The organism is Streptomonospora nanhaiensis (assembly GCF_013410565.1).
GTDB classification, from domain to species: domain Bacteria; phylum Actinomycetota; class Actinomycetes; order Streptosporangiales; family Streptosporangiaceae; genus Streptomonospora; species Streptomonospora nanhaiensis.
The window spans coordinates 2,499,957-2,525,760 of the sequence record NZ_JACCFO010000001.1; the positions used below are offsets into that span (position 1 = coordinate 2,499,957).

The 25,804-nt window shown below is 72.0% G+C and carries 31 protein-coding genes and 1 pseudogene; 12 read left to right on the forward strand and 20 right to left on the reverse strand.

Translation table 11 applies throughout. The annotated features are described in order from the left end of the window. Nucleotides 1-43: 43 nt before the first annotated feature. The 12 genes from HNR12_RS10775 to HNR12_RS10825 all read right to left on the reverse strand — a co-directional run bounded on the left by HNR12_RS10775 (nt 44) and on the right by HNR12_RS10825 (nt 5,437). Nucleotides 44-1,216 (reverse strand): hypothetical protein, encoded by a 1,173-nt coding sequence (locus HNR12_RS10775; protein ID WP_179767361.1) that lies wholly within the window; start codon nt 1,214-1,216, stop codon nt 44-46. Next, on the reverse strand, nt 1,213-1,398 hold the full coding sequence (locus HNR12_RS10780; protein ID WP_179767362.1) for a hypothetical protein: 186 nt from the start codon (nt 1,396-1,398) through the stop codon (nt 1,213-1,215). Before HNR12_RS10780 ends, HNR12_RS10775 begins: the two co-directional genes overlap by 4 nt. Then, the gene (locus HNR12_RS29150; protein ID WP_276516382.1) at nt 1,395-1,523 is read right to left on the reverse strand and encodes a hypothetical protein; all 129 of its coding nucleotides are present in this window, start codon (nt 1,521-1,523) and stop codon (nt 1,395-1,397) included. The genes HNR12_RS10780 and HNR12_RS29150 overlap by 4 nt, the downstream gene beginning before the upstream one ends. Nucleotides 1,524-1,657: 134 nt before the next feature. Beyond that, complete coding sequence (locus tag HNR12_RS10785) at nt 1,658-2,038, reverse strand: hypothetical protein (protein ID WP_179767363.1); 381 nt, start codon at nt 2,036-2,038, stop codon at nt 1,658-1,660. Between the two features lie 142 nt (nt 2,039-2,180). Beyond that, complete coding sequence (locus HNR12_RS10790) at nt 2,181-2,780, reverse strand: NUDIX hydrolase (RefSeq protein ID WP_179767364.1); 600 nt, start codon at nt 2,778-2,780, stop codon at nt 2,181-2,183. Between the two features lie 92 nt (nt 2,781-2,872). Next, nucleotides 2,873-3,064 carry a hypothetical protein gene (locus HNR12_RS10795; RefSeq protein ID WP_179767365.1) on the reverse strand — a complete coding sequence of 64 codons (192 nt, stop codon included), beginning with the start codon at nt 3,062-3,064 and terminating at the stop codon, nt 2,873-2,875. A 102-nt stretch (nt 3,065-3,166) separates the two neighbouring features. After that, nucleotides 3,167-3,337 carry a hypothetical protein gene (locus HNR12_RS10800; protein WP_179767366.1) on the reverse strand — a complete coding sequence of 57 codons (171 nt, stop codon included), beginning with the start codon at nt 3,335-3,337 and terminating at the stop codon, nt 3,167-3,169. An 88-nt stretch (nt 3,338-3,425) separates the two neighbouring features. Beyond that, on the reverse strand, nt 3,426-3,953 hold the full coding sequence (locus HNR12_RS10805; RefSeq protein WP_179767367.1) for a DUF3307 domain-containing protein: 528 nt from the start codon (nt 3,951-3,953) through the stop codon (nt 3,426-3,428). A gap of 24 nt (nt 3,954-3,977) precedes the next feature. Beyond that, nucleotides 3,978-4,145: a hypothetical protein gene (locus tag HNR12_RS10810; protein ID WP_179767368.1), complete on the reverse strand. Its 168-nt coding sequence runs from the start codon at nt 4,143-4,145 to the stop codon at nt 3,978-3,980. 78 nt (nt 4,146-4,223) lie between these two features. Continuing rightward, nucleotides 4,224-4,499 (reverse strand): hypothetical protein, encoded by a 276-nt coding sequence (locus HNR12_RS10815; protein ID WP_179767369.1) that lies wholly within the window; start codon nt 4,497-4,499, stop codon nt 4,224-4,226. 479 nt (nt 4,500-4,978) lie between these two features. Further along, nucleotides 4,979-5,203 (reverse strand): hypothetical protein, encoded by a 225-nt coding sequence (locus tag HNR12_RS10820; protein ID WP_179767370.1) that lies wholly within the window; start codon nt 5,201-5,203, stop codon nt 4,979-4,981. Nucleotides 5,204-5,287: 84 nt separating this feature from the next. Next, entirely contained in the window at nt 5,288-5,437 is a 150-nt protein-coding gene (locus tag HNR12_RS10825) for a hypothetical protein (RefSeq protein WP_179767371.1), read from the reverse strand. A 372-nt stretch (nt 5,438-5,809) separates the two neighbouring features. Here HNR12_RS10825 and HNR12_RS29750 point away from each other — a divergent pair, with 372 nt between their 5' ends. Next, a complete protein-coding gene (locus HNR12_RS29750) occupies nt 5,810-6,160 on the forward strand; it encodes a helix-turn-helix domain-containing protein (protein WP_179767372.1) in 351 nt (116 codons plus the stop codon). Here HNR12_RS29750 and HNR12_RS10835 read toward each other — a convergent pair. Next, nucleotides 6,155-6,316 carry a hypothetical protein gene (locus tag HNR12_RS10835; protein ID WP_179767373.1) on the reverse strand — a complete coding sequence of 54 codons (162 nt, stop codon included), beginning with the start codon at nt 6,314-6,316 and terminating at the stop codon, nt 6,155-6,157. The two genes, HNR12_RS29750 and HNR12_RS10835, sit on opposite strands and share 6 nt — an antisense overlap. A gap of 148 nt (nt 6,317-6,464) precedes the next feature. On the opposite strand from HNR12_RS10835, the gene HNR12_RS10840 reads away from it, so the two are divergent. Continuing rightward, nucleotides 6,465-7,850 (forward strand): hypothetical protein, encoded by a 1,386-nt coding sequence (locus tag HNR12_RS10840; RefSeq protein ID WP_218901909.1) that lies wholly within the window; start codon nt 6,465-6,467, stop codon nt 7,848-7,850. Here the strand turns inward: HNR12_RS10840 and HNR12_RS10845 are convergent. From HNR12_RS10845 to HNR12_RS10855, 4 genes and pseudogenes are all read right to left on the reverse strand, one after another. After that, nucleotides 7,847-8,746, reverse strand: a complete 900-nt coding sequence (locus HNR12_RS10845) for an aminoglycoside phosphotransferase family protein (protein ID WP_179770540.1) — start codon at nt 8,744-8,746, stop codon at nt 7,847-7,849. The two genes, HNR12_RS10840 and HNR12_RS10845, sit on opposite strands and share 4 nt — an antisense overlap. A 95-nt stretch (nt 8,747-8,841) precedes the next feature. Continuing rightward, on the reverse strand, nt 8,842-9,051 hold the full coding sequence (locus HNR12_RS28410) for a helix-turn-helix domain-containing protein (RefSeq protein WP_246425434.1): 210 nt from the start codon (nt 9,049-9,051) through the stop codon (nt 8,842-8,844). A 171-nt stretch (nt 9,052-9,222) separates the two neighbouring features. Next, nucleotides 9,223-9,360 (reverse strand): annotated as a pseudogene (locus HNR12_RS28415) (DUF2283 domain-containing protein); the annotation flags it as partial. 5 nt (nt 9,361-9,365) lie between these two features. Then, nucleotides 9,366-9,599 (reverse strand): DUF4258 domain-containing protein, encoded by a 234-nt coding sequence (locus HNR12_RS10855; RefSeq protein ID WP_179767375.1) that lies wholly within the window; start codon nt 9,597-9,599, stop codon nt 9,366-9,368. Between the two features lie 1,205 nt (nt 9,600-10,804). Here HNR12_RS10855 and HNR12_RS10860 point away from each other — a divergent pair. The 10 genes from HNR12_RS10860 (at nt 10,805) to HNR12_RS10905 (ending at nt 21,610) form a co-directional block, all read left to right on the forward strand. Further along, entirely contained in the window at nt 10,805-12,544 is a 1,740-nt protein-coding gene (locus tag HNR12_RS10860; protein WP_179767376.1) for a type IV secretory system conjugative DNA transfer family protein, read from the forward strand. Nucleotides 12,545-12,620: 76 nt separating this feature from the next. Beyond that, complete coding sequence (locus HNR12_RS10865; protein ID WP_179767377.1) at nt 12,621-13,505, forward strand: 23S rRNA (adenine(2503)-C(2))-methyltransferase RlmN; 885 nt, start codon at nt 12,621-12,623, stop codon at nt 13,503-13,505. 13 nt (nt 13,506-13,518) lie between these two features. Then, complete coding sequence (locus tag HNR12_RS10870; protein WP_217782395.1) at nt 13,519-14,628, forward strand: hypothetical protein; 1,110 nt, start codon at nt 13,519-13,521, stop codon at nt 14,626-14,628. 154 nt (nt 14,629-14,782) lie between these two features. Further along, nucleotides 14,783-15,799: a hypothetical protein gene (locus HNR12_RS10875; protein WP_179767378.1), complete on the forward strand. Its 1,017-nt coding sequence runs from the start codon at nt 14,783-14,785 to the stop codon at nt 15,797-15,799. 5 nt (nt 15,800-15,804) lie between these two features. Then, on the forward strand, nt 15,805-16,521 hold the full coding sequence (locus HNR12_RS10880) for a class I SAM-dependent methyltransferase (protein ID WP_179767379.1): 717 nt from the start codon (nt 15,805-15,807) through the stop codon (nt 16,519-16,521). 73 nt (nt 16,522-16,594) lie between these two features. Beyond that, entirely contained in the window at nt 16,595-17,398 is an 804-nt protein-coding gene (locus HNR12_RS10885) for a glycosyltransferase family 2 protein (protein WP_179767380.1), read from the forward strand. Further along, nucleotides 17,395-18,426 carry a hypothetical protein gene (locus HNR12_RS10890; protein WP_179767381.1) on the forward strand — a complete coding sequence of 344 codons (1,032 nt, stop codon included), beginning with the start codon at nt 17,395-17,397 and terminating at the stop codon, nt 18,424-18,426. The genes HNR12_RS10885 and HNR12_RS10890 overlap by 4 nt, the downstream gene beginning before the upstream one ends. 67 nt (nt 18,427-18,493) lie before the next feature. Continuing rightward, entirely contained in the window at nt 18,494-19,891 is a 1,398-nt protein-coding gene (gene tyrS / locus HNR12_RS10895; RefSeq protein WP_179767382.1) for a tyrosine--tRNA ligase, read from the forward strand. Continuing rightward, entirely contained in the window at nt 19,888-20,580 is a 693-nt protein-coding gene (locus HNR12_RS10900) for an HAD family hydrolase (RefSeq protein WP_179767383.1), read from the forward strand. Before tyrS ends, HNR12_RS10900 begins: the two co-directional genes overlap by 4 nt. Nucleotides 20,581-20,623: 43 nt before the next feature. Next, nucleotides 20,624-21,610 (forward strand): zinc-dependent alcohol dehydrogenase, encoded by a 987-nt coding sequence (locus HNR12_RS10905; RefSeq protein WP_179767384.1) that lies wholly within the window; start codon nt 20,624-20,626, stop codon nt 21,608-21,610. Between the two features lie 44 nt (nt 21,611-21,654). On the opposite strand, the gene HNR12_RS10910 is transcribed toward HNR12_RS10905, so the two are convergent. From HNR12_RS10910 to HNR12_RS10920, 3 genes are all read right to left on the reverse strand, one after another. Further along, nucleotides 21,655-22,959 (reverse strand): hypothetical protein, encoded by a 1,305-nt coding sequence (locus tag HNR12_RS10910; RefSeq protein ID WP_179767385.1) that lies wholly within the window; start codon nt 22,957-22,959, stop codon nt 21,655-21,657. 202 nt (nt 22,960-23,161) lie between these two features. Continuing rightward, entirely contained in the window at nt 23,162-24,631 is a 1,470-nt protein-coding gene (locus tag HNR12_RS10915; RefSeq protein ID WP_179767386.1) for a glycosyltransferase family 4 protein, read from the reverse strand. Then, entirely contained in the window at nt 24,621-25,727 is a 1,107-nt protein-coding gene (locus HNR12_RS10920) for a hypothetical protein (RefSeq protein WP_179767387.1), read from the reverse strand. The genes HNR12_RS10915 and HNR12_RS10920 overlap by 11 nt, the downstream gene beginning before the upstream one ends. Between the last annotated feature and the right edge of the window lie 77 nt (nt 25,728-25,804).

Sequence of the window (25,804 nt, forward strand, 5' to 3'; positions counted from 1 at the left end):
TGGGCGCCGCCCGCGGGTGGGTGGTGGAGTGGTGGGGCCGCGCTCAGGCGGCGTCGTCGCGGGCAGCGGGCACGGCCGCCAGCGCGAGGGTCTCGGTGCGCTCCTCGCGCAGCGCCAGGACTCTTTTGGCCCTCTCGAACCCGACCCCCAGGCACTTCTGGACGGCGGACACCGAGGGCTCGCGGTCCAGACGCGCGTCGGCGATCGCGGCGTCCAGCAGGTCGGCCAGGTCTTCGTCTGAGAGCTGCCTCGGCCGGGGCGGCGGCGTGCTCTTGAGAGCGGGCGGGAGCGTGGTGCCCCGGTCGGCGCGCGGCTTCTGAGGGCGCTTGGCAGCGGGTTCGGGAGCCTCTTCCGAAGAGGGCTGTCGGCCCTGCTCAGACGTCGAACGCCGGGGGCTCTCAGAAGTGCTCTTGGCAGAGGCGGTGATGGTCTTGCGGTGGGGCCGTGCCACCAGCGGCAGCAGCCGCGCCCCCTGGGGGGCGCGCACCCACTCAAGAGCGGGCGGCACCACCTCACGAGCACTCTGGGAAGCGGCCCCGGACGGACTCTCAGAAGCACTCTCGGGAGTGCTGCTCAGAGAGGGCGCGGGAGTGCCATCAGGCAGCGTCCACGGATCGGCGGCGGCCACCCCGTCCTGCACGACACTGATCAGGTAGGCGGTCCCGGCCGCGCCGAGCGGCCCCAGAGCGTGCCCGGCCAGGGACGCCAGTGCCGCACTATCCAGAGTGCTCGGCCAGTGGCCGGCCATGTTCAGCACGATGCTGGTGGACAGGGCGGCCCATTCGATGCGGGTGGCGCGGGAGTCCAGGTCCCCGCCCGCGCTCTGGAGCCGGGCGCGGATCAGGATCACCCCTACGACCAGCCCCAGCAGGCCGGGTTCGACCAGCCAGGCAGCCAGCGCGGCCGGGGAGTCGGGGTCCAGGCCGAGCATGGCGACCATCCCGGCCTGCACTCCGGCGGCCGACCAGCCCCCGAACGCTATGAGGACGGGCACCAGCACAGCCAGCGCCACGGTTCGCGTGCTAGCCACGCGCTGGGCGCGGGCCTCCCCGGACCCGGCCACGGTGTGGCGGGTGCGGGCCAGGGCTCCGGCGAGCTCCGCGCGTCGGCGGATCCGCTTGATCCGCACATCGGCGCGGACGCGGGCGCGGTCCTCGCGGCGCTCCAGGCGTTCACGCAGCCGCACCAGCTCCTCGGAAGCGGTGGGGGTGGTCACGGCCCACCTCCGGGCGGGGCGGTGACGGCGCGCACGATGCCGGTCGCCGCGGCGTCCAGCGCCAGTGAGGCCCCGGCCAGCGGCAGCGCGACCAGCCGCAGCACCAGCACGGTGATCGCGGCCAGCAGCAGCAGGGCCACCGCCGCGAACCCGGCGTCGCGGATCATTTCCAGGGTGGTCACGGCGCCTCCTCGGGGGCGAGGTCGTCGCGGTCCTGGGGGGCGCACCAGACGCGCGCCAGCAGGGCCACGGCGCTCCGCTGGCGTTCACGGGCCGACGCCTGGCGCTCGTGGGTGGATGCGGTCATGATGGTGGTGCTCCTCTCTGGGAGTAGCGGCCCCGGCGGTCCTGGAAGGCAGGCCGGGGCCGCGTTCTTCGCTCGGGTGAACCGTGGTTTCCCCGCCCCGCCCGACGACATCGGGCGGGACAGGCGCGCCAGGGTCAGCGGCCGCACGCGGCCCGCGCGTCGCGGATGATCTGGTCGATCTCGGGCACCGTCAGCCCGTACCGGGTCCGCAGCAGGAAGTCGAGATCAGCCAGCGACAGGTAGGTCGGCCCGAGGTAGAACCACACCGGCGGACCCTCCTCGGCCACGACCGGCGGCACCTCGAACGCAGAGGGCGGCATGAGCGGGATCGCCGCGGCGATCTGCGCCCAGTCGCCGGCCTCGGCGCCGTCCGCGCTGGGCGAACTGCCGGCCAACTCGAACGCGCGGTCCAGCGACGCGGCGGCGGCCCGGGAGCGGCGGGCAAGCAATTCCTCGCGTGTGGCGGGGGTGCTTTCGGGGTGCTCCTCCACCGGCTTCGGAGACGCCGGTGCCATGGGCGGCGCGGTGCGGCGCGGCACCCGACGCGGCTTCAAGACCATCGGGGGTTTATCGGACAAGCTCACGACGGTGGTGCTCCTATCTGCGAGTAGCGGCCTGGCGGCACTTGGTAGGCGAGCCGGGGCTGCGGCTTCCGGGTCATGAACAGGCGGCGAGCTGGGCGGCGGGCACCAGGCCCTCGTCCTCGCCCAGCCAGTACTCCTGGGGCGGGGTGGTGTAGAGGCGTCGGGCCAAAGCGCGGCCGGTCTGGGTGACCTCCAGCCGCCCAGCGGCGTGCAGGAGTTCGAGCCAGACCGGCTCCAGGCCGGGGGACTCTTCGAACTCCTGGTCGCTGATCTCGCCGCGGGCGTAGGCGAGCGTGCGGGAGGCCAGCTCGCAGACCTGAGCGGGCGTGTACCACGCGGCTCCCCGGGTCTCCACGGGGTCGGGCGCCAGGGCACCGCTGACGCCTGCGACGGCCAACACCCAGTGGTGGCCGGGAATCGACGCCGGCGGGGACGCGCACACGTTCGGCAGCCATCCGCGCCAGACCTCCCGGCGGGAGATCGCGTCCAGCCCGGTCTCTTCGCGGACCTCGGCGACCAGCGCGGCCATGGGGTCGGTGTGCTCATCGGCGATGTGGCCGGCCACCGGGGCGACCCCCACCGGGAACCAGCCGCGGGTGATCATCAGCAGGTTGTCGGCCTTGTCGGTGACGATGACGCCGACACTGGTACCGCAGCAACGGGACCTGAGCATGAGTTCTCCTTGGCGGTGTAGAGGCGCGGACCGGGCTGGTCCCCCCACCGACCGCCCCGCGCGGGGCGGTCGGCAGAGGCACCGGCCGGTCGTCACCACCAGCCGTTGACGACGACCGTCGAGTCCGACACCGACCCGGCCTGGATGCCCACCACCCCGCTCCCGGAGACGGTGGACGTGCTGGTGCTGACCACGTTGCCGTCGGCGTCGTAGGTGGTGGTCGTGGTGGTGACGGAGCCGTCGGGGTGGGTCGTCTTGGTGGTCTGCGTCTTGTTCTTCGCCATGGGGTTTCTCCTCATTGGTCCTGGTGGCCGTCCGCTCATCGGTCGGTCCCCCCGCCGCCCGCGCACAGCGGGGCGGGCGGCAGAGGCACAGGCCAGGCCGGGCTACTTGTTCCTGCGTGCCTCGCGCGCCTTGTTGTTGAGGCGGATGGCCTCTGTGTGGTTGGCGTCGGCCAGGAAGCGGTCTCCGGCCTGGCGCGCGGTGTACGCCTGCTCAGCGTGGTGGGCGGCCTTCTCGCGCAACTCCTGCTCGGTGGTGGGGTCGTTCTTGGCCATGTCGGCTCCTCTCCGTGCGGCCGTCCGTGTCTCGGCCGGTCCCCCCGCCGCCCACCCGCTGGGGTGGGCGGCAGAGGCACAGGCCGGGTCAAGCGGCGGTGCGGGCCTCAGCGCGGCGGGCGACCCGGGAGACCACATCGGCCACGACCAGCAGCGCCAGGCAGGCGGCGGTGATCGCGCCCGCCAGCGGCAGCGGCGCCGCGGCGATCAGAGCCGAGGGCACCAGCCAGGCCACGTGCCACGCCTGGTCCAGGTGAGCCGCCCCGCCGTTGTCGTAGAAGCCGCGCTTGGCGGTCAGCGGCTCGGTGGCCACCACCAGGCCCCGCAGGGTGAACCGGCGGTCCGCCCAGTAGTGGGAGAGCGCGTTGAGGGCCAGCCCCAAGCCCACAGCGGCCGGGGACACCTCCACTCCGGTGAGGGCGATCACCAGCACCAGCAGCAGCCCCTGGGCGGCGGTGAGCGTGGAGACGTGGCCGGCGCAGGCGGTGCGCCCGGCCCGGCCGCACCCGCCCTTGGCCTGGGCCTGGCGGTCGGACTGGAGCCAGTAGTCGCCCAGGTGGTGCCCGGCGAACAGCGCCAGGGCTGCGGCGGTGAAGACGGTGATGTCGACGTGCATCAGCGTGCCTTTCTGATTCGGGGGTCAGCGGGTGAAGTGGATGCCGCCGGTGATGGTGTCGGCCTGGACCGTCACCGGCCCCTCGTAGGTCTCGTGGGTGCCGTCGGGGCGGACGACCACGGTGATGCCGTTGACCGACTCCAGGCGGTGGATCGGGCCGATCACGACGGTGGGCTGGTCGCTGTGGGACACGGGTGGCTCCTTGATCTGAAAGCGGGTGGTCCCCCCGCCGCCCACCCCAGCGGGTGGGCGGCAGAGGCACCGGCCGAATCAGGCGAGGGTGCACTCCCGCACGTCGTCTACGTGCACCATCAGGTCCCGGCCGTCGCCGTACTGGCGCTCGATCCAGAGATGGCCGGGCAGGGCGGTGGCCACGTGGAGGATGCCCCGGTACGCAGTGCCGCTGTCGTCGCGGCGGATCCAGACATCGCACCCCTCCAGGTGCCCGTAGGTCTGCCGGGCGCGCGCCAACGCGGACGCGCACACGCACCGGATGGGGGCCTCGCCCTGCGCGACAGGGTTGTTGGTGTTGTGCTGGTCGGACATGCTGCTCCTCGTGCTCTCGGGTGCGGACCTGACCGGTCCCCCCGCCGCCCACCCACTGGGGTGGACGACAGAGGCACCGGCCGCTCAGCGGCCAGCGCACTTCCCGCAGACCGGCACCGGCAGGTCCGGGCCGCAGGGATAGGTGATGAGCAGCGCCTCAGCGCCGCAGTAGGAGCAGGTCTCCTTTGCGTACACGCAGTGGCTCAGGCGCCCGGGCGGGGACAGGGCTAGCATGGGCGACTCCGGATCGAGTGCGGTTCGGTGTGGGCCTCACCCGGCTGTCCAGGCGATGGGTGGGGCCTACTTTGTGGGCGGGGCGCCGTTCTGCTCGCGGACCTCGCGCTCGTACATCTCGCGCTCCTCCTCCCGGGTCATGCCGGCATCGGCGGTCAGCCGCACACAGCCTCACCTCCTCTCCTCCATCGCGGGCCGGTCTCCCCGCCGCCCCCGGCTCGGGGCGGCAGAGGCACCAGCCCGCTTCACGCGACAAGGTCCTCCGGGTCGGTCTCGAACCACTCGTCGCCGCCGCCGGCCGCGTACTCGTCGGCCAGGTCGGCGGTGATGTCGGCGAACGCGGCCTGGCGGGCGCGGTAGTCGGCGTAGCTCTCGTTGATGCGGCGGGGGCCGGCCATCTCGGCCAGCAGCGCCGGAGCGATCAGGCTGGTGAGGACCACCGGTTCGGCGGGATCGGCGGGGACGGGCATGTCTCTCTCCTGGTGGGTGGATCCGGCAAGCAGCAGGGCCGCCCGCGAACGCGCGGGCGGCCCGCTCGGGTTGGTGTGCGGCGGTCAGCAGATCTCGTCGGCGGGCACCTGGACGGTGTCGCCGGTCTCGTCGGCGACGGTGACGCGGTCGCCCTCGACGCGGGTGACGACGACCTCGCCCATGTCGACGTGGATCACGCGCTGGTCCGGGCGAAGAGCGGTGGCACTGTTCATCGGAGCTCCTTGGTGATGCGGTTCGTGCGGGCCGTGCGGCCCCGACGCCGCCCCCGCATCGGGGGCGGATCGGCGTCACACGGACGCGGTGGCGCGGCCCATACACGTCGGGAGCGGTCCGCCGGCTGACGTGAGCATCGGCAAGGACGGTCCCGAGGTGGACCACGACTTCCCTGGTAGCCGTCCCGTGGGAGCTGGGGATAGGGCCAGGGCTAGGCACGCTGTGAAGTTGTCAAAGGGCTCCGGCCGGAAGTGAGTACCGGCTTCGGCGGGCACCCGCAGTGCCTGTAGCGCTATTAAAAGCGCTACTAGTAGCGCTGTCAATAGCGCTTCGAGCTTCACTAAGGTTGGTGAGGTCAACCCACAGGTCGGATGGAGCGTGCTGTGAGGGATTGGGCGGCAGTGGCGGACGCTGTGAACCGGCGGCTTCGCGAACTGGGACTGACGCAGAAGGAGCTAGCCAGGCGGTCGCGGGTGTCCGTTGCGACCCTGCGCAAGATTCAAAAGGGAGTCGCCCAGGAGCGCTCGGATGCGATCCTCAGCGCCGTATCCCGTGCGCTTGGCCTACCTGACGACCATCTCCGCGCCGTAGCGGACGGCGAGGTCGGGCTGTCATCATCGGCTGCGGGCGGCCCCACGGGAGATCTGCGCAGCGAGGTTGCCGACCTCCGACGGCGCGTGGAAGCTCTGGAGCGCTCCATTGGGTCGGTGCGCGACTCATAGCGTCTCCACGAACACACCTACCGCGTCTGCCGCCGTCGACAGCAGACCAAAGGTGCCGCTCACGATTCTCGCGGCAGCCTCGGGCGACTGCACCACAAACAGGACAAATACGATCATGGCCGCCGCCGGCCAGATCTTCTTGGGCTGGGGGATCATTTTGTACCTCCGCGTCAGGTCTGACTGATCAGCACAGTCGGCGTTGTCCGCCGACGCACAACCGAGTCTTGTCCGCGAATCGCCTAGTCAACAGGGCACAGACGGGGGCACACTTGAACACTCAGGATCCAGTGCTTGACGTGAAACGGTGGTCAAGGTGGGGGGAAACGGGCACCTCGCTGCGCTAATGCGCCAGGCCGGATTCCTCAAGGACGACGGATCAGTCGGGGCGAAGGTGTTCGCCCGAGCGGTGAGCAGGCACGGCAACCGCTCGTACACGCACACTTATGTCAAGCGCTGGCTTGACGGCGTGGTGCCACGAGACCCGGCAACTCGCCAGGCCATTGCTACTGCCCTTGAAGAGCGCCTGGGCCGCACTGTGGGGCAGGACGAATTAGGGTTCGGCGGGACCGAGAAGCTGGATCCCCATCTCGGTCTCCGCTATCCGGACTCGCCAGCGGACAGCGTCGCAGCCGTCACTCAACTCTGGCAGGCCGACCATGACCGGGCGTACGTGCTGCGCGCCGCGCCGGTGCACGTGGGGGCGTGGAATGAAGCGGCGCTTTCGTGGCTTGTCGCGACTCGGAGTGGGGTAGCCAACGGCACGGGAAGTCGGCGAGTCGGCGAATCCGATATCACGGGCATCCGCAGCACCGTCGACATGTTCGACCAACTCGACGGTCGGCATGGCGGGGGGCATGCGCGCCGCTCCCTTATCGAGTTCCTGCGGTCGGACCTCGCCGTCCTACTGCGCGGATCCTATTCCGATGAGGTTGGGAAAAAGCTTTTCCGTGTTGCCTCTGAAGCCGTACTCCTCGGCGCCTGGATGACCTATGACGCTGGTGTGCATGGGCTTGCCCAACGGTATTTCATCCAGGCTCTAAAGCTTGCTGAAGCGACGGGGGAGAACCTTCGGGCCGCCAGCATTCTGGATGCCATGAGCCACCAGGCCACCTTTCTGGGTAATTTCCGTGAGGCGGCGAACCTCGCCAGGACCGCGAGGATGGGGACCGAGGCAGCTGGCTCACCCAGTGCTCAGGCGCACTTTTACGCCATGGAGGCGCGCGCGCTGGCACGCCTTGGTGAGCGCGCCGACTGCGACCGGGCTATGGCGGCGGCCGTGCGCGAATTCGAGCGGCGCGACCCGGACAATGATCCGGCGGACTGGTTCGGTTACTTCGATGACGCGGAGCTCGCGGCAGAACTCGGTCACTGCAACCGGGACCTCGGTCGGCCGGTGGATGCCAGCGCCTATGCTGAGCAGTCACTCGGCGGCAACGGGTATCTCCGCAGTGATTTTTTCGCCACGATGGTCCTCGCCGATTCTTACCTGGATCAGGGCGAGGCGGAGGAAGCCTGCCGCGTCGCGCTGACCGGCCTGGAGATCGGCGAGAACCTCAAATCCGCCCGCTGCCGGGTCTACGTCGACGAATTCCGCCAACGCCTCAAGCGTGTCGGCGACAGCCCTGTCGTGCGGGACTTCGCCGAGCAAGCCCGTACAGCACGGCTCTGGAAAGCCGAGAACACCGGCTAGAACGGCTCCCAGTCCCGGCGGTCGCCGCCGTCCCGCATCGACGACACGCGTTTGGTGACCTCGGCCGCGGCTTCTTGGTCCCATTGGGCCTTGCCGCACAGCCAGAGCGTCATCGCAATTTCGCGGTAGTCGGCGAGCACGGGGTAGCCAGGCCAGTCCATTATGTCGAACCCGTAGGCGTCGACGAACTGTCGGTATTCGCCTGCTGTGTGCCACCCGAACCGCTCGTAGAAGAGCGCGGTTTGTACGAGATCCCACTCTCGAGGGCCGGTGCAGAAGCCGTCAAGGTCAATGAGAACTGGCTCGCCAGCCCGGTCAAGGATCACATTGCCAATGTTCGCGTCACCGTGGATTACGCCGGGCGTGAGCACGAAGTCGAGGGCTGCGTAGCGCAGCTGGACGTCGGCGAGCCGCTCGCGCAAATAGCCGGCGTCGGCGGCCGGAAGCCCTTCCAAGTAGGCGAGGCGGTCGCCGATGTCGTCGTCGAAGGGACACTTCTCGGGGAGCGCGAGGTCTTTGGGCGATGTTAGGCGGTGAAGCCACCGCAGCAGACGGCCGACTTGTTCGAGTGAGGCATAGTCGGTGCGCTCAGAGGCGGACTCCCAAAAGGTCACCGCACGTCCGCGCACCACGATCGGTTGCTCAAGATCCAGTGCGCGGGTGGCCGGGTAGCCCTCGCCCACCAACCACCGGGCGACGTTTACCTGACGGCGCACATCTTCGAGAGCACCGTCGCGGGAGATCCGTACGATGACCGGTTGCTCACGAAGTCGATAGACCGCATTTGAGCCGATGCGGACCAGTTCGGCTCCATCCGAAGCAAGGCCGCCGTGTCGGCATGCAGCTTTGAGCACGAGCCACGCTTCATGCTCCGTGAGGGCATCGTTGCTGTTCATCACTGCCACACGTCGAGGGTACCTGACAAAGACGTCTGAACAGGATGCTAGCCATTGGGGGGCACACCGCTTCTCCCTTGAGCGGATTATGATATTTAGAGACCTTCGCCTTTATGGTCCTGATGTTCAAGCGTTTCAGTCAGATACGCATGCACTGCGCGTTCCGGTATCCGGTAAGAACGACCCACTCGAATTGCGGGGATTATTCCTGCGTGCACCATTCGATAAATGGTCATTTTTGAGACCCGCATAATGGTGGCGACTTCACCGACCGTCAGGAATCGAACATCATCCAGAGGCGCCATTGCAGATGATGAGCGAAATGCTTTTTTCCCAGCAGACAGAAACGTCTCTATTACGGGAAGAACGCGCTTGGCTAGGAGATTCTCGGTCTTGCGCGTCCCCGGGCCAGCCGATGCGATCGCATCCAAAACTTCTTCAGTATGCAACCCGTGCCGCAGTGTCAAGAACTCCACTCCGACAACTCGCCCGTCGGCGTCCTGGTCCACGACGAAGGAACCATGGTCGACACTGCGTGCCACGGGCGCCTCGACCAGGGTGAGGTAGGCGGCGTCCGCTTCGGGATCGATCGAGACGCTGGGTACCTCGGCCATGCCTCTCACGATACTTCCACTGCGGTCTTCACGACAGGATGCTCGGTCCTCCAGGAGTCTTCTGTGACCGCGACGTAGATCCACCGCCCTTCGGTCGTCCAGCCGTACAACTTGTAGGAGTGGTTCGTGGGGTCATGCTCTTCCCTCGCTGGACGAGCGATGATGGCGCTGACGTCGTCTTCCGCTATCTGCCTCGCCTGCAAGCGCTCCCGTAGGTGCCGTGTGAAGCGTGGAGGCACCTACCATCCGCCTTTCCTGGTCACGACGTCTCCCCTCGCTCCTAGCTTGCGCGCCTGTCGCTTAGGCCGACGTAGCGGAACGGACGAGAGCCCACAGTGATGCGTTGCCATTGTGAGCACTGTGTGCCAACGGCGGAACGGATTGGCCAAATCTGGGCAAGGGAGGGCGGAACGGGTGCCGTATGTGCTAGGAGGGCCTAGGCAGTGAGGTGGTAGCGAGGGGATCCCTGTTCGTCTCAGGGCCAGCGCGCTGGCGGTTGATCTTGCGGACCCTGCGGACGCTAGGGCAGAACAGTGTCCGCACTCAGTGTCCGCAGCGTCCGCGCAGGTCAATCCCGGTTTCAAGGGCAGTGCGGACGCTGCGGACACTGATACCTTCTTAATCTCCAAACGAGACCCCCCGATGGCTAGCGACACAGCCTTAGCCCCAGCGACGGGAGCTCTCGAATGAGCCCTCTATGGGAGCCCTGTGGTCGGGTGGTGGCCAGCATGGCACTGACGGCGGGCGTTTGTGCTGGTCATGGCGTTTGCCGTTCACGCACTCCGGAGCCGTGTGCGCAGGTTCGAATCCTGCAGGGGGCACCGCACAGCAGCATCCCGCAGACCGGGTGACCAGGCGTTCCGCCGGGTCCCCGGTTTTTTTGTGCGCCCGCTGCCGGCGGCCGCCGAGGGTGTCGCCGCCGCGCCGACGGGGGGCGTGGTGTCCGGGCCGCCTTCGCGGTCCGTCCGCTCGGCCGGGGCCGGCCGCGCCGGCCGGCGGACACCGCGCCGCGCCGTTTCGCCCTCTCGCAGCAATTCACCTGCGGCGACGCCGATCATTTCCGCGTGGAATCGGAAAGGGAGGCAAACCGGTTTGGGGTGCGGCGGTCCGGCCGTGCCCGGCCGGTTCCGGCCGGACCTCCGGCGGCTTCAAGATCGTTTATGCGCACGGTTGGCCTATCGTGGCCAAACCCGGACCCGGGCGAACCGGGGGCACCGGTCCCCGCGTCTGAGGTGCGCTGCCGAAAAGACCAGCCCACCAGCGGTTTCATTTGCCCTCCAGGAGCGGACTCACAGCCGGAAATGATCATTGGAGAAGGGCGTCTCTCCGTCATGACCTGCGAAAACCGACCCTTTAAAAAAATTGATCAAGCTAGTAGCCTCTGCGGTGCGCTCGCGGCCCGGCTCCTCCAAGGCGCCCGGTCGTGCTGGAGAAAGAGGAAGGCATGACTAACGCAGATCCGGGGCGCCCACGCGACGACGAGTCCTGGGAACTCTTCTTCATGGGTCTGTTCGTCTTCCTGGTGATCTTGGCGGTGTGGGGTTCCGGGGCGATCGGCGAGGTCGCGCGCGGTGAGGAGTTTCCGCCCAACCCGCTTTTCTACCTCGTCGACCTCGTTCTCGGCGAACGGGATTGGCCGGGGGCGGTTTCGACGGTTTCCCTGGTCCTGATAACCGCCGGCCTGGCCGCGGGCGGATTCGCCGGTATCCGGGTGTTCGCGCGCCGCACCCGGAAGCACAAGGTCGACCGCATGGCCCGGCACCTGTCCACTCCCGAGGACCTCGCGGCGCTGAGCCCCAAGGGCGTGGCGGCCTCGGCCGCCCGGCTCCGCAAGATGGGCATCAGTTCCGATCCCTCCGACCACGGCATTTACCTCGGCAATACCGTGCCGCACGGAATTCCGCTGCGCAGCAGCTGGGAGGACACCTTCCTGATGATCGCGGGGCCGCGGCGGTTCAAGTCCTCCGCCTACGTCATCCCCGCGATCATCGACGCCCCCGGGCCGGTCGTGGCCACGAGCAACAAGCGCGACGTGCACGACGCCACCCGCGGGGTCCGCGCGAAGGTCGGCCGCTGCTGGGTGTTCGACCCCCAGGGGGTCGCCGACCAGGAGCCGGAGTTCTGGTTCAACCCGCTGCGCGCGATCAAGGGGACCCGGGAGGCGGCCACGCTGGTCACCCACTTCGTGACCAGCACCCGCCCGGTCAACACCCAGCTGCACCACTTCGACCTCGAAGGCGACAACCTGCTGGCCTACCTGTTCCTGACCGCCGCGCGGTCGGGCTCCACGCTGCGCGACGTGTACCGCTGGCTGGCCCAGCGCAGCACCGAGCCCCTGGAACTGCTGCTGGAGAAGTCCTCCGAGGACGACCTGGTGTCGATGAAGCTGGAGACGCTCATCCAGTTCCCCGAGCAGTGGCGCGAGGGCATCTACGGCTCGGCCATGAAGCTGCTGCGGTGCCTGGAGGACCCCCGCGTGCTGCGCTGGGTGACCCCGCCGCGCTCGGGCGACCTCCCCGAGTTCGACCCCGAGGCGTTCATCAGCAGCCGCGACACGCTGTACATGCTCAGCATGGAGGGCGAGGGCAGCGCGTCGCCGCTGGTCGCCGCGCTGACCCACGACACGCTGGAGGCCGCCGTCCACAAGTCGGTGAACCTGCCCGGCGGCCGCCTGGACCCCCCGCTGCTGGCGGAGCTGGACGAGGCCGCGAACGTGTGCCGCATCCAGGAGCTGCCCAACCTCTACAGCCACTTCGGGTCGCGGGGCGCGGTCGTGCGCACGCACCTGCAGAGCTGGTCCCAGGGCGTGGAGGTGTGGGGCGAACCCGGAATGCGCAAGCTCTGGGACTCCTCGAACATCCGCGTCTACGGCGGCGGCGTGGCCGACGCCGGTTTCCTCGGAGAACTGTCGGAGGTGATCGGGAATTACGACCGGGTTTTCTATTCGTCCAGCATCAGCAAGGACGGTCTGATCGATTCGGGCCGCCGCCAGCGGTCGACCCAGATCCAAAAGGAGAAGACCCTGGACGTGGCCACGCTGAGCGCCCTTCCACGGGGCCGCGCGGTCGTGGTACCGTCTGGCGCCCCTGCCACCGTTGTCGAACCGGTGCAGTGGTTCAAGGGTCCGCACGCAGAGGATATCAAGGCGAGTCTTCGCCGTTATGACCCCGCCGGGGGCGAATGAGCACGCGCCTTTCGCACCGCCCCGCGAGTCAGCCTGAGAACGTCGTTTGCCCCATCCGCTGCCCTTAAGGAGAAACTTGAGCGAGGGAACGGCAATTCGGCCTGTCAAGGTCCTCGAATCCGACGACGGCACCCTGAAGTACCTCTGGCAGCTCTCCGACGGCCAGACCGTGGAGAGCGTCTATCTTCCGTTGATGAACCGCGGGGCCGCCGGCCCGTCGATGTGCATTTCCAGCCAGGTGGGCTGCGCGGTGCGCTGCACCTTCTGCGCGACCGGAAAGAACGGCCTGCTGCGCAACCTCACCACCGAGGAGATCACCGGCCAGGTCCACCAGACCCTCGCCGGACTCGACGCCCTTCCCCGCTCGTTCGACGTGTCGTTTATGGGTATGGGCGAGCCGCTGCACAACCTGCCCCGGGTGCGGGAGGCGTGCGAGGCGCTGCTCGGCGCCTACGGGGATCAGTGCGACGTCCACTTCAGCCTGTCGAGCATCGGAATCGCGCGGAAGATCTACCAGCTCGCGGAGTTCGGCATCCCGGTCCAGCTGCAGATCTCGCTGCACGGCACCACCGACGAGGTCCGGGAGCGGCTCATCCCGACCAAGTCGCACACGGCCATCGACGAACTCTTTGTCGCGCTGCGCCACTACGCCGACGTCAAGAACACCGTCGTCAACATCAACTACCTGCTGTTCGACGGTGTGAACGACTCCCCCGAGGCCGCCGGGCAGCTGGCCGCCATGATCTCCGGCGACCCCCGCTTCCGGGTCAAGCTCTCCCACTACAACCCGGTGGAGGGCACCGGTCTGCGGCCGGTCGACGACGCCACGATCCAGGCGTTCGCCGAGCTGTGCCGGGGCCACGGGCTGCCCACCTACGTCTGGGAGAGCATCGGGACCGACGTCGGGGGCGGCTGCGGGCAGCTGCGCTCCTCCGAAGAGGCCGCCGGAAGAACCAACTAGCGGGAGCCGACCGGTGAACACGTCGTCCGCGGGCGGCGCGCTGCGCGTCGTCCACCTTCCCGCCCGAACCCCCTACGTCCGCAAGCTGCGCGCGGCGGGCTTTCGCACCGTCAACGGCACCGACGCCGCCGGCGCGGTGGTCCCCGTCGACGTCAGCGCCGCCTGGCTGCTCGACCACCGCCCCTTCACCTGGTTCGACGTCCTGCACCTGCACCACATCGAGTTCGAGGACCCCGCCGACCTGGAGCGGCTGCTGGACGCGTGCGGCGCGGCCCGGACCAGGGTGGTGTGCACCGCGCACGACCTGCGGGCGATGTTCGGCGACGACAGCGGCCTCCACAAGCGGCTGCGGGTGGTCGACGCCGCGGGCGCGGCGTGGATCTGCCTGACCCGGGGCTCCCGGACGGAGCTGGGCGGCATCCTGGGGCGCGAGGTCGAGGCGGCGGTGATCCCCCACGGGTACGTCGTGGACCCCGACTCGCTCGGGGCGGGCCCGCCGCCCCGGGCGAACCCGGCGCCGCGGTTCCTGCTGTACGGCTCCATGCGCGCCAACCGCGACCAGCTCGCCGCGCTGCTCAACTGGAGCCTGTCCACCACCGACCCCGACAGCCGGCTGGAGCTGCTGGTGCGCGGGTTGAGTCCCGTGGAGCTGCGCGCCTCCGACGGCGTCGTCCTCCGCCTGCTCGACGCCGCCCGCGCCGACCGCCGCGTCATCACGACGATGCGGCCCTACCCCACCGACCGGGAGGTGGTGGAGGCCGCCCTGGCGGCGGACGCGCTGCTGCTGCCCTACCTGTGGGCGACCCACTCCGGGCAGCTGGAGCTGGCCTTCGACCTGGGCATGCTGGCCGTCGCCTCCTCGGTGGGGCACCTGCCCGAGCAGGCGGAACGGCACCGGGGCCTGGTCGCCGAACCCGAGTGGTTCGACTGGACGAACGGCAACCCCTACACGTTCGGCGAGCGCTTCGTCGCCGCCCTGGACCGAGCACACCAGCGCGTCGCCGCGGGCTCCGCGGCCGCGCGGTCCGATGAACCACGCCCCCTGAACCGGGACTTCATCGACTACCGACGCACCGAGCACCAGCAGATCCTCGCTGCCCACCAGCGCGTCTACAGTGATTAGTTCCAAAGGGGGATCGTCGCCGTTGAGTCCCGACACACAGAAACTCGCGTCGCCAGTTCCGGGCCGCAGCAGGGGTGCGGAGGGGCGCGGCGCACCGGCCGCCCGGCCGCACGACCTCCCCGCACCCATCCGCTCGGTGCTGCGCCGGATATCCGTGGGCGATGACGTGCGCCCAGCCGAACTCGGGGCGGCCTGCGACGCCATCCGCGACCTGCCGGCTCCCACCCGGGACGTGGTCTTCGGCTCGATCCTGACCGCCGTGACCGTGCGCGGCCCGGTCGCCGACGAGGTGGAGGCGCTGCTGCGCAGCGCGCTGGCGATGGACGCGCGGGCACCCCAGGAGCACGTCGGCGGCGAGGGGCCCCACCCGGTGCTGCTGCTGGCCGGCAGCGGCAAGAAGGGGTTCCGCACGCCCAACATCTCCACCCCCGCGGCGCTGGTCGCCGCGGCCGTGGGCGCCCGCGTGATCAAGGTGGGCTCGGCGGCGACCTCCTCGGCGCTGGGCTCGCGCGACCTCGTCCGCGCGCTCGGGCTGCGCGAGGCGCGGACGGCGGACGAGGTGCGCGCCGACATGGCCGCCCGCCGGTTCGCCTTCGTCGCGGTGGAGCCGGAGATCCCCGCCCTGGACAGCGTCTACGGCGGCCGGTTCCACGCGCCCAACCCCTTCTCCTTCGGGCTCGCGCCGCTGGCCAGCCCGGTGCGCGGCGACGTCACCGTGTTCGGCCTGGCCCACCCGCGCGTGGACGTCGCCGCCGAGGTGCTGCGGCGCTTCGGCATGGGCGAGGTGGAGGTGGTGAGCACGCGGCTGCCCAGCGGCCACTACCTGGACGAGATCGGCCTGGCGGGCGACCTGCACGCCTGCGCGGTGCGCGGCGGCGCCGCCGGCCCGGTGGAGGTCCGCGCGCTGGGGACGGAGGTCGCCGTCGGCGCGGTCGAGGCGGCCCCCGCCGCGCCGTGCGGTCCGGCCGAGGCCGCCGACCGCACCGCCGAACTGCTGGCCGGCGGCGGCCTGGAGGGCCACCGGGCCCTGGTCGCGGTCAACAGCGCCTTCCTGCTGGTGCGCGCCGGCCTGGCGGACACGCTGGTGGAGGGGCGGGAGCTGGCCGAGGACGCGCTGCGCAGCGGCAGCGTCCTCAAGAGCGAGGCGTTCGCCGCCACGGGAGGGGTGTGACCGCCGTGGCATCCGACACGCTCGACCCCGGTCTGCACTGCCTGCGCGCCGGCTACACCCAGCGGGTGCCGCCGGAGTACTTCGTGGACGCCGACGACGACGGCGTCACCTGGCAGCCCGACGTCTACCCCCTGGTGCTCGACCTGGCGCGCGAGCACGGCCGCACGGCCGTCATCGACCTCGGGTGCGGGCGGGCGGGCAAGCTCGCGGCCCTGGGCGAGCAGGACCCCGGGCTGGAGCTGGTGGGGGTGGACTACGGCCCCAACATCGCGTGGTGCCGGGAGAACCTGCCGCGGGGCCGGTGGGTGGAGGCCGACCTGGAGACCGCCGCGGCGCTGCCGATCAGCCCCGGAACGGCCGCCCGCTCGGTGGTGGTGTGCTCCGACGTGCTGGAGCACCTGGTCGACCCCCGCCCGGCGATGCGGCTGATCTGCCGGCTGCTGGACCAGGGCGCCGCGTGCGCGGTGGTCTCGACGCCCGCGCGCGACCTGCGGGCGGGCACCGCGCACCCGGGCCCGCCGCGCAACCCCTCCCACGTGCGGGAGTGGGCCCAGGACGAGTTCCGCGCGTTCCTCGGCGGGTTCCCGGTGGCGGTGGAGCGGGCCGGGCTGACCCGCAGCGACGACCGCGACGGCGGGCTGACCACCCAGCTCGTCGTCCTGGGCCCGGCCGCGCCGGGCGCGGCGGCCGGAGCCCGCGGCACGGAAGCGCGCGCCCGGTGAGGGCCGCCCGCCGCACGCCGGACCGGGCGTGCCGCCCGCCGCGCGCGCCCCGCGTCCCCCGGGGGTACCGGCCGTGGCCCCGGTGACGCCGCCGCCCTCGGTCTCGGTCGTCCTGCTCAACCACGACTACGGGCGCTACGTGGGCGAGGCGCTGGCCAGCGCCGTGGGGCAGGAGCCGGGCGGCTACCGCCTGGACGAGGTCGTGGTGGTGGACGACGGCTCCACCGACGGCAGCCGCGAGGTCTACGCGCGCTTCCCCGGGGTGCGCGTGGTCGAGAAGGCCCACGAGGGCTTCGCGGCCACGCTCACCCGGGCGGTACGCGAGGCGTCGGGGCGGTGGTTCGTGCCGCTGGACGCCGACGACGCCTTCACCCCGGACAAGCTGCGCACCCTGGCGCCGCACATGGCAGACCCCGACCTGCTGTTCATCCAGCACGCCGAGCACGTGGTTGACGCCCGGGGCGAGCCGTTCGGGCCGGGGCTGCACCCCGGCGGCGCGACCAGCACGCTGGCCGTGCGCGCCGACGCCGCGCGCGACCTGCTCCCCGTGACCAACGAGCTGTTCTTCCACGTGCTGGCCGACGTGGGCCGCGGCCGGGTGCTGCCGGCCCCGCTGACCCGCTACCGGGTGCACGAGCAGAGCATGACCGACCGCCGGACCCCCGGGGTCTTCACCGACTACATGGCCGGCGTGTGCGCCGAGGTGGCCGCCCGCCTGGACGAGCTCAGCGCGCGCCCGCCGGCGTGGGCGGGCGCCGACCGGCTCGCCGGGCTGGCGGCCGACTACCGGCGCCGCGCCGCCGAGCACCGCGAGGAGGCCCGCCGCCGGCGCGAGCGGGCCGCGGCAGCCGCCGGCCGGGAAGGAAGATCGCCATGACCGAAGCCGTGCTGTTCTCCGAGTCCTACTACCGGAGGGTTCTCGACCAGTTCGGCTACGCGCCGTTCGACCTGTGGCAGTTCGACTTCGCGATGGCCGGGCTGGACGCCGACACCCTCAACGCCCGCTACCTGTGCCACCACCACGGCGAGCGGTTCGTGGACGCGCCCGCGGCGCGGCGGGTGGTCACCACCGGGTTCGGGATGTCGGGCGTGCCGCACCTGGCGACCGTGTCCCACATCCTGAAGATGGTGGAGCTGCAGCGCGGCGGCGAGCGCTGCCAGATCGTGCTCGGCGACCTCGACGCCTACAACGGCAAGGCCAAGCCCTACGGCGAGGTGCGCGACCTGGCCGAGCGGTTCCGGGAGTACAGCCTGCGGCTGGGGTTCGACGACACCGCCGGGACCGTGCGCCGGCAGGAGGGCTACCTGCCCGCGCTGGAGGTGATGTACCTGCTGGGACGCTACGTCGCCCAGGACGACTTCGACGCCGCCGAGGAGGACAACCACGCCTACTTCGCGGCCCGCGGGCTGGTCGACGCCACCATGACCTTCCGCCGCTCCCTCGCCCTGTCGCTGATGACCGCCGACTTCCTGGCGCTGGGCCAGGACAACGACGCGGTGCTGGTGCTGCTGGGCGTGGACGAGCACCGCTACGTGCGCTTCGCCCAGCAGACGCGGGAGCGGCTGGACGCGCACGTGCCGCTGCGGTCGGACTTCACCCTCAGCGCGGTCTACACCCGGATGGTGCGGGGGTTCGGCGGGCACCCCAAGTTCAGCAAGAGCATCCCCGGCTCGGCCATCGACGTCACCACCCCGCCGGGTGAGGTGCGCCGCCTGCTGATGGCCGAGCCGCCGGTGCCGGAGGAGTCGGCCACCTACCAGCTCATGTGCCAGATCCCCCGCTACGACGCCGCCACCCTGCTGGACCTGCACGTCCGCTGCCGGGAGAACGGCGAGGCGTGGCGGCGGGCGGTGGCGGAGTTCGCCGAGTACATGGTCGAGCTGATCGGCCGGTGGCCGCGGTGACGCGAGCGTCCGCCGACCGCGCGGCCACTACGATGGAGTGGTCCGACCTCGAAATCCGGAGAGCTTGATGACCCGACTGAGCCAGTCCGTTGACCAGGCCGCGGCCTTGTTGGCGGACGCTGACCTCGCCGCCGACGCCGTTGTGCGCGATCTGCTGGCCGAGACCACCCGGCGCCGCAGCCTGGACCTGTCGGACCTGTCTCCCGACGAGCAGGCGGCGCTGATCGCCGCCCGCGTGCAGCAGCTCCAGCCCTCCGCCGACGCGCTGGTCGAGCGCATCGTCGAGGCCGGCAAGGAGGACCGCCCCTTCGTCGCCAAGTTCGGCATCGACCCCACCGGGGCCGAGGTCCACCTGGGCCACGCCGTGCCGATGCTGCTGCTCAGCCGCTTCCAGCGGATGGGCCACAAGGTGGTGTTCATCGTCGGCGACGTCACCGCCAAGATCGGCGACCCCTCCGGGCGCACCGAGGAGCGCCCGCCGCTGACCGACGACGACATCGCCCGCAACCTCGCCACCTACCGCGAGCAGGTCAGCCCGTTCTTCGACTTCGAGCACGCCGACTTCCGCCACAACGGCGACTGGCTGCGGCAGGTCTCGCTGCCGCGCATCATCGAGATCACCGCGCAGATCCCGGTGTCGATGCCGCTGCAGCGCGAGGACTTCCGCACCCGCCTGGAGAGCGGCCAGGGCCTGTCGATGGCCGAGCTGCTGTACTCGGTGGTGATGGCGCTGGACTCGGTCGAGACCGCGTGCGACATCGAGGTCGGCGGCATCGACCAGTTCCTCAACATGCAGATGGGCCGCAAGGTCATGAGCATCTGCGGCCAGACCCCCGAACTCGTGGTCGCCACCTCGCTGATCGAGGGCACCGACGGCTCCGGCGCCAAGATGAGCAAGTCGAAGGGCAACTACGTGGCGCTGACCGCGCCGCCCGGCGAGATCTTCGGCAAGCTCATGTCGGTGCCCGACCGCCTGGTGGAGCCCTACTTCCGCGCGCTGTCGGAGTGGGTCGACCCCGAGCTCGACATCGTGCGCCGGCGGGTCGAGCAGGGCTCGCTGCACCCGATGGACCTGAAGAAGATCCTGGCCGGCGAGGTCACCGCGGCCATCCACGGCGTCGACGCCGCCATGCGGGCGCGCGAGGAGTTCGTCGCCCGCTTCTCCACCCGCTCCTTCGCCGACATCGAGGACCTGCCCGAGGTCACCGACCTCAGCAGGCCGGTGGTCGAGGTCGTCAAGGGCCTGGGCTTCGCGCAGAGCAACGGCGACGTCCGCCGGGTGGCCCAGCAGAACGGCCTGCGCCTGGTGGTGGAGGGCCCCGACGGCCAGCGCCAGACCACCCTGGACGCCGACGACGCCCGCCAGCCCCTGGCCGCCGTGGTCAAGGAGAAGCTGGGCGACCCCGCCGACGGCCTCTACCTCAAGGTGGGGCGCAAGCTGGCGCGGGTCGTCCTGCCCGCGTGACGGCGGCAGGCGCGGTCGTCTTCGACCTGTTCGGCACCCTCGTGGCCGCGCCCACCGCCCGGGAGCGCGCCCGCGCGGCGGCCCGGCTGGCCGGGGCGGCCGGATGCGCCCCCGCACGCGTCGAGCACTACCTCACCGGCACCTGGCGGCCGCGCCACGACGGCACCCTGCCCGGGCTGGACGCCCTCGCCGCGCACCTGGCCGCCGCCGTCGGGGCGCCGGAATCGGCGGTCGCGCCGGTGGCGGCGGAGCTGCGCGCCCTGGGCGAGGAGCGGATCCGCCCGGACCCGCCGGTCAGGGCCGCGCTGGAGGCGCTGCGCGGCCGGGGGGTGGCGGTCGGGGTGCTCAGCGACGCCGCCGCCGAGGTCGCCGCGGCGTGGCCGCGCGGCCCGCTCAGTGCGCTGGCCGACGCCGCGGTGTTCAGCTGCGAGGCCGGCGCCGTCAAGCCCGACCCGCTGCTCTACCGCCGGATCGGCGCCGCCCTGGGCGTCCCGGCGCACCGCACCCTGTACGTGGGCGACGGCGGCGGCGACGAACTGCGCGGCGCGCTGGCGGCGGGGATGACCCCGGTGGCCGTGCGCCGCCGGGGCGGTGCCGCCCTGGTGTTCGGCGAGACCCCGTGGCCGGGCCCGGTGCTGCCCGGAGTCGAGGACGTACCCGCCCGCCTCGCGGAGCTGATGCCGGCATGAGAAGTCCGAGAGGACCGGAGGAACCGGGAGGTCCGGGAGGGCCATGAGGGCGTGGGAGGTCCGCGCGGGCGCGCTCGGCCTGCACGACGACGAGGCCGCGCGGCCGGGTGCGGGCGAGGTGGCGCTCCGGGTCACCCACACCGGTGTCTGCGGGAGCGACACCGCCAAGCTGCTGCGGCCTGCGGACTTCGCGCTGCCGGAGCCCTGGCGGCCCGGCCACGAGGTCGTGGGCACCACGCCCGCGGGCGAGGCCGCCGCCGTCGATCCGCTCGTGCCGTGCGCGCGGCCCGACCGGTGCGACCGGTGCGCCGCCGGCGACACCCACCTGTGCCCGGACCTGCGCCGCCTGGGCTGGGACCTGCCGGGCGGGTTCGCCGAGCGGGTGGCCGTGCCCGCGTCCGCCCTGCACCCGCTCCCCCGCGGCGTGGACCCGCTGCACGCCGTGCTCGCCGACCCGGCGGCGGTGGCGGTCCACGGCCTGCGCTGCTCCCCGGTGGGCCCGCCCGGGCGCCTGGCCGTGGTCGGCGCCGGACCGGTGGGCCTGCTCACCGCCCTGTACGCGCACCGGCTGGGATGGCGGACCACGGTCGTCCACCGCGACGGGCGCGCGCCCGGCCCCGCCCTGGCGGCGGTGCTGCCGGCGGCCCTCCGCCCGCGCTCGGCCGCGCGGGAGGGCGCGTTCGACGCCGTCGTGGACGCGGCCAGCGGCGGCGACGCCGCCCCGCTGGAGACCGCGATCGCCCTGGTCCGCGACGGCGGCACGGTGGTCGTCCAGAACGCCTACGCCCCCGGGGTGGCCCTGCCCACGCCGCTCCGCGACCTCTTCCGCCGCTCGATCCGCCTGGTCGGCTCCTTCTCCCACTGCCGCCGCGGCCCCGGCGACTTCCCCCTGGCCCTGTCCCTCCTCGCCGATGCCCCCGAGGCAGCCCGCCACCTGGTAACCCCGGCCGGCCCCCTCGACGCCCTCCCCACCGCACTCACCCGCTCCGGCCCCCGCACCACCCGCCAGGCACTGGTCCTGCCGGAGTAGGCCTCCGCTGGGGCCGAGCGCGCGGCAGAGGGCGGGCGGGGTCTCTAGCGGGTGGGTCTGGGGTTCTTGCTCAGGTTGACGCGCTGCGGGGTGCGGTCGTTGTGAGGGCGGGGGCTCCGGGCGGTGGGGGGCAGGTGGAGGGGGCGGGCGTCGAGGGGGCGGCCGCCGCGGTGGGCGCGGGCGGCGGCCTCGCCCAACGAGACGAACGTGAGGCGTTCGTCGGCGGCCAGGGTCAGCCCGGTCCCGGTGGTCCGGCCGCCCACCAGGCTCGGCAGGTGGTGGACCAGGGTCCAGCCCACCTGCTCCACGATGCTCATGCCGTCCGGTGAGGTCGTCTGGCCCCGGCCGGAGAGTCCGGCCTCGTCGGCGAACCGCTGGAGCCGGGACCAGACCGGGCGCACCGCGTCGGCGACGAGCGCCGGGAACCGCTCGGAGGCGCGGGCGGGGCAGGGGCCGGAGCGGCCGCCGGTGTACCGCCAGGAGTCGCTGTCCGCCTCGGGAGCCGGGCCCTTGGGGAACAGCAGCAGGTCCACGACAGGCAATCCCTTGTCCCAGGACTCGATTCGCGAGAAGAACCCGGAGCGGAAGTCCTGCCCCTGGTCCGTCCGCCAGCGCCGCACGTACTCGGCGAGCCCTTCCTCGCCGCGCGTCTGGAGCATGTAGTGGTACACGCCGCTGCCGCGCGAGGGAACACCGTTCAGCACGCCGACCACCGACAGCCCGCCCAGCCCGCGCATGGTGGCGGCGCCGCGGATCACGCGGACGTTGTTGAGGACCGCCAGGGCGAGGTCGCCCGCGCCCGCCACCTTGCGGGCGCCCGGAGTCTCCCGGACCTCCGGCGCCGTCATGCGCCCCCAGGGGCCCGCCAGCTGCTCCATCGCGAAGAGGGTGTTGTAGGACTGCTGGCGCACCATCGAGACGAGGGTGTCCCGCACCAGCCGCTCGCCGCCGGGGGCGCGGTAGCGCCCCATCTCCACCATCACGGGGTGGTAGAGGTGCCGGGGATCGGCGATCGAGACGCCCCGTCCCTCCCAGTTGAAGAGGACCTCGGTGAGCGCCGCGTCGAAGACGCCGTTGACGGTCCGCAGGAACCGCTCCTGGTCCGGCCGGAGGGGGTAAACGGGGATTCCCTCGCCCTGCGGGACGTGCAGATGCATCCGCTTGGCGAAGATGTCGGTGCAGTCGGCCGTCCGGATGGGCTCCGTCCGGGGCAGCCGCCCCTGGCCGGTGCCGTCCATGCGGCCCACCGTGTGCACCATCGCCCGCAGGTAGACCAGCTCCACCAGGATCGTCGACAGCGTCGAGAAGACCGCCCCGCGCCGGCGCTCGTCGCCGTCGAGCGCCGCCACCGCCCGCCGCGCGGGCTCCGCCGCCAGCAGCTCCCCGATCCGCCCCGGCTCGTGCCGGGCCCCTCGACAGCCTTGATCAGCGACACCACGCCTTTCGGCGGCATCGTCCCCCCCCGTCCCCATTGACGTCAGGGGAATCCTAGAAGCCGCGCCTTCCCCGCCCGGGACGGGGGTCGAGGTCACAGCCCCGGGCGGGCGCGGGTCAGTACCCCGCGCCGCGCCCGCCGCGCCTCTTCGGCCCCGGGGTGGGGCCCTGCGCCCGAGGGCGCAGGGCCCCACCCCGGGATGCCCCGCGCCGCAGTGGCACGTCCAGACGCGCCTGCGCCCGCGCGTGTTCGGCCTCGACGCGCTCGGTGGCGATGAGGAGCCTGCCGTCGGCGCCCTGGCGGGTGTGGCGGGGCAGGCCCGGGTCCCGGTCCACGGGCAGGAGGCCCGCGTGGACCAGGGCCGATGCGGAGTGGGTCCAGACGAACCGCTGCCCCACCAGCCGCAGCCGCTCGGCACCCGCCCACCGTTCGGCGCGTTCGCGGACCGCCGCCAAGATCGCCTCGGCCCAGGCCGCCACGCGCGCGTTGGCGTCCAGGCCGTCGTCCATGACGACCGCGTTGCGGCCGAGTTCCCGCGGGACGTCGGGGTGGTGGAGCAGCAGATGGGCGATCCCGCTGTCCTGGTTGACCAGCCCGGCGACGCCGCGCTCCAGCGGCTCCACGGCGACCAGGCCGTACCCCTCGTGCAGCGAGGGCATGACGCACAGGTCGGCCTGCCGCATCTCGGCGTCCAGTTCGGCCACGTCGGAGGTGAACGGCAGGAGCGTGACCGCCCCCGCCTCACCCATGATCCGGTCCACCCGGCGCTGCTCGATCCGCAGGTTCTCCTCCTGGGAGAGCGTGTCGGTGCCGCGCACGCCCCGGCAGCGGACGACGACGTTCACCCCCTGCGCGCGCAGCCGGCGGACGGCCTCGAAGAGCTGGTCCATGCCCTTGATGGGGTCGTCCAGGCGCCCGATGGTGTAGATGGTGAACGGGCGGTCCCCGGACGGGGGTGCGGTGCCCGGCAGCGTCTGGAACCCCGGGATGAGTTCGTGCGAGCGCAGGTGCCGGGGCCCGGGCACCACGGTCCGCGCCATCCGCAGGCCCTCGTCGGTGAGCGGCCGGCCCACGCCCCACACGACGTCCCTGTCGTCCATCCGGTTCATGATCCACCGGTGGCGATCGGCCTCCTGCCGGCCGAGCGCCTCCTCGCCGATGAGCCGCCGGTACTTCTCGGCGGCGGTGTGCACGCCGTGCGCGTAGCGCGCCTGGGGGTACCACTCCTCCCGGACGCGGATCGCCGCCTCGCCCAGGAACTCGTTGTGGCTGACGATCAGGTCGAAGGCGCCGGGGTCGCGCGGCAGGCCGACGTCGTCCGGCGTCAGGTGCAGTGCCAGCCGGGGGAAGTCCGCCATGGCGATCCGCTCCGGATCGACGGTGACGACGCGCACGCCGGGGTGCTCGTGCGGCGGGGCCGACATCAGTAGGGTGACGTCGAAGTCGCGGGCCAGGGCGTTGGTCAGGTGCTCGTTGAACACCGACACCCCGCCGCCGATGGGGTGGCGGCCGCTGACGTAGGCGACCATCAGCACCCGGGGCGTCCGCTCCCACGACGGTGGCGGCAGGGCCTCGTCAGCGGCCATCGGACGCCCCCTTGAGGCGGCTGGTCAGCAGGGTGACCACGGTGTGGGACGCGGCGTGCAGGCGGTGCGGTGGGGCCATGGCGGGGTGGAGGCGGGCGGCCAGTTCGTCCAGGAGGTCGGCGCGGACCAGGGCGCCGGCGTGGGAGAGCACGGTCCAGTCGCGGTCCGGCACCTCCTCCGGTGGCGGGAGGTAGTCCTCGGGGGCCGCGGGCGCGGGCGTGTCCGCGAGGTCGGCGGTGATCTCGGCGGCGCGCTGGGCGAAGCCCAGCGGGCCGCCTCCGGTGTCCGTCCACCGGTAGCCGTAGGCCATGTGCCGCGCGGGGTCGATGCCCTCGTGGCGCTCGCGCCACTCGGGGACCGGCTCCTCGGCGGCGGCGCGCAGGACGTCGCGGGCGGCGGCGGGCACCTCCGGTGCCAGCGAGAGGTCCATCCCGCCGGTCACCGATTCGGCGGCGCGGCGGGCGGCCCCGCGCAGCCGCTCGTAGGCGGCGGGCAGGTCGGGCCGCTCGGCGAGGGGCCGCGACGGCGCGGGCGCCGGCATGGCCTCAGCCGGGTGCGGGGTGGCCGGGGTGCCGGTGACCGGGCGGCGCAGCGCGTCCGCCAGCTCGTGCAGGCGGGCGGACAGCGGTGCCGCCTCGGGGCTGAGGCCGGCGACCGGCCGTCCGGGGGCCAGCCGGTGGGCCAGCTCGTCCAGCAGGTCGCGGACCGTGGAGTACCAGCGGTCGGCGAGGACCACGGCGCGGTCGGGGGCGACGGCGGTACCCGAGGGCGCGGTGTCGCGGACGACCAGCGTTCCCGGGTCGGCGTCCAGGCGCTCCTCCCACGCGCCCACCGCCGCAGCGAAGCCCAGCGGGCGCCCGCCGTCCGCCGCCCACCGGGACAGCAGGTGGCGCGCCGGGTCGGGTGCCGGGCCGGGCGGTCCGACGTCGGATCCGGGGTCCTCGGCCAGCACCCGCTCCAGGTCGCGCCACGCCCGCGCGCGCTCGGCCGGCCATCCCGAGCCCTGCCACGCGGGCTCCCCCTGGGCCCACAGCATGCGCGCGGCGAGCGAGTACAGCCGCTCGAACCGTTCGCCCAGTCCCTCTCCCACGGCCATGCCGATCCCCCCAACACTGCCTCCGGTACAGACCGGAAACAGTCAACCACCGGCTCGCGGGCGCCCCCGCGCGCCGG

Coding starts and splice junctions, on each gene's coding strand:
- HNR12_RS29150 (WP_276516382.1), bottom strand. CDS start 1,523: ATGACCGCATCCACCCACGAGCGCCAGGCGTCGGCCCGTGAACGCCAG.
- HNR12_RS10835 (WP_179767373.1), bottom strand. CDS start 6,316: ATGATCCCCCAGCCCAAGAAGATCTGGCCGGCGGCGGCCATGATCGTA.
- HNR12_RS10845 (WP_179770540.1), bottom strand. CDS start 8,746: ATGAACAGCAACGATGCCCTCACGGAGCATGAAGCGTGGCTCGTGCTC.
- HNR12_RS10860 (WP_179767376.1), top strand. CDS start 10,805: ATGACTAACGCAGATCCGGGGCGCCCACGCGACGACGAGTCCTGGGAA.
- tyrS (WP_179767382.1), top strand. CDS start 18,494: ATGACCCGACTGAGCCAGTCCGTTGACCAGGCCGCGGCCTTGTTGGCG.
- HNR12_RS10905 (WP_179767384.1), top strand. CDS start 20,624: ATGAGGGCGTGGGAGGTCCGCGCGGGCGCGCTCGGCCTGCACGACGAC.
- HNR12_RS10785 (WP_179767363.1), bottom strand. CDS start 2,038: ATGGCACCGGCGTCTCCGAAGCCGGTGGAGGAGCACCCCGAAAGCACC.
- HNR12_RS10815 (WP_179767369.1), bottom strand. CDS start 4,499: ATGTCCGACCAGCACAACACCAACAACCCTGTCGCGCAGGGCGAGGCC.
- HNR12_RS10825 (WP_179767371.1), bottom strand. CDS start 5,437: ATGAACAGTGCCACCGCTCTTCGCCCGGACCAGCGCGTGATCCACGTC.
- HNR12_RS10795 (WP_179767365.1), bottom strand. CDS start 3,064: ATGGCGAAGAACAAGACGCAGACCACCAAGACGACCCACCCCGACGGC.
- HNR12_RS10820 (WP_179767370.1), bottom strand. CDS start 5,203: ATGCCCGTCCCCGCCGATCCCGCCGAACCGGTGGTCCTCACCAGCCTG.
- HNR12_RS28410 (WP_246425434.1), bottom strand. CDS start 9,051: ATGGCGCCTCTGGATGATGTTCGATTCCTGACGGTCGGTGAAGTCGCC.
- HNR12_RS10890 (WP_179767381.1), top strand. CDS start 17,395: ATGACCGAAGCCGTGCTGTTCTCCGAGTCCTACTACCGGAGGGTTCTC.
- HNR12_RS10800 (WP_179767366.1), bottom strand. CDS start 3,337: ATGGCCAAGAACGACCCCACCACCGAGCAGGAGTTGCGCGAGAAGGCC.
- HNR12_RS10790 (WP_179767364.1), bottom strand. CDS start 2,780: ATGCTCAGGTCCCGTTGCTGCGGTACCAGTGTCGGCGTCATCGTCACC.
- HNR12_RS10915 (WP_179767386.1), bottom strand. CDS start 24,631: ATGGCCGCTGACGAGGCCCTGCCGCCACCGTCGTGGGAGCGGACGCCC.
- HNR12_RS10805 (WP_179767367.1), bottom strand. CDS start 3,953: ATGCACGTCGACATCACCGTCTTCACCGCCGCAGCCCTGGCGCTGTTC.
- HNR12_RS10920 (WP_179767387.1), bottom strand. CDS start 25,727: ATGGCCGTGGGAGAGGGACTGGGCGAACGGTTCGAGCGGCTGTACTCG.
- HNR12_RS29750 (WP_179767372.1), top strand. CDS start 5,810: ATGGAGCGTGCTGTGAGGGATTGGGCGGCAGTGGCGGACGCTGTGAAC.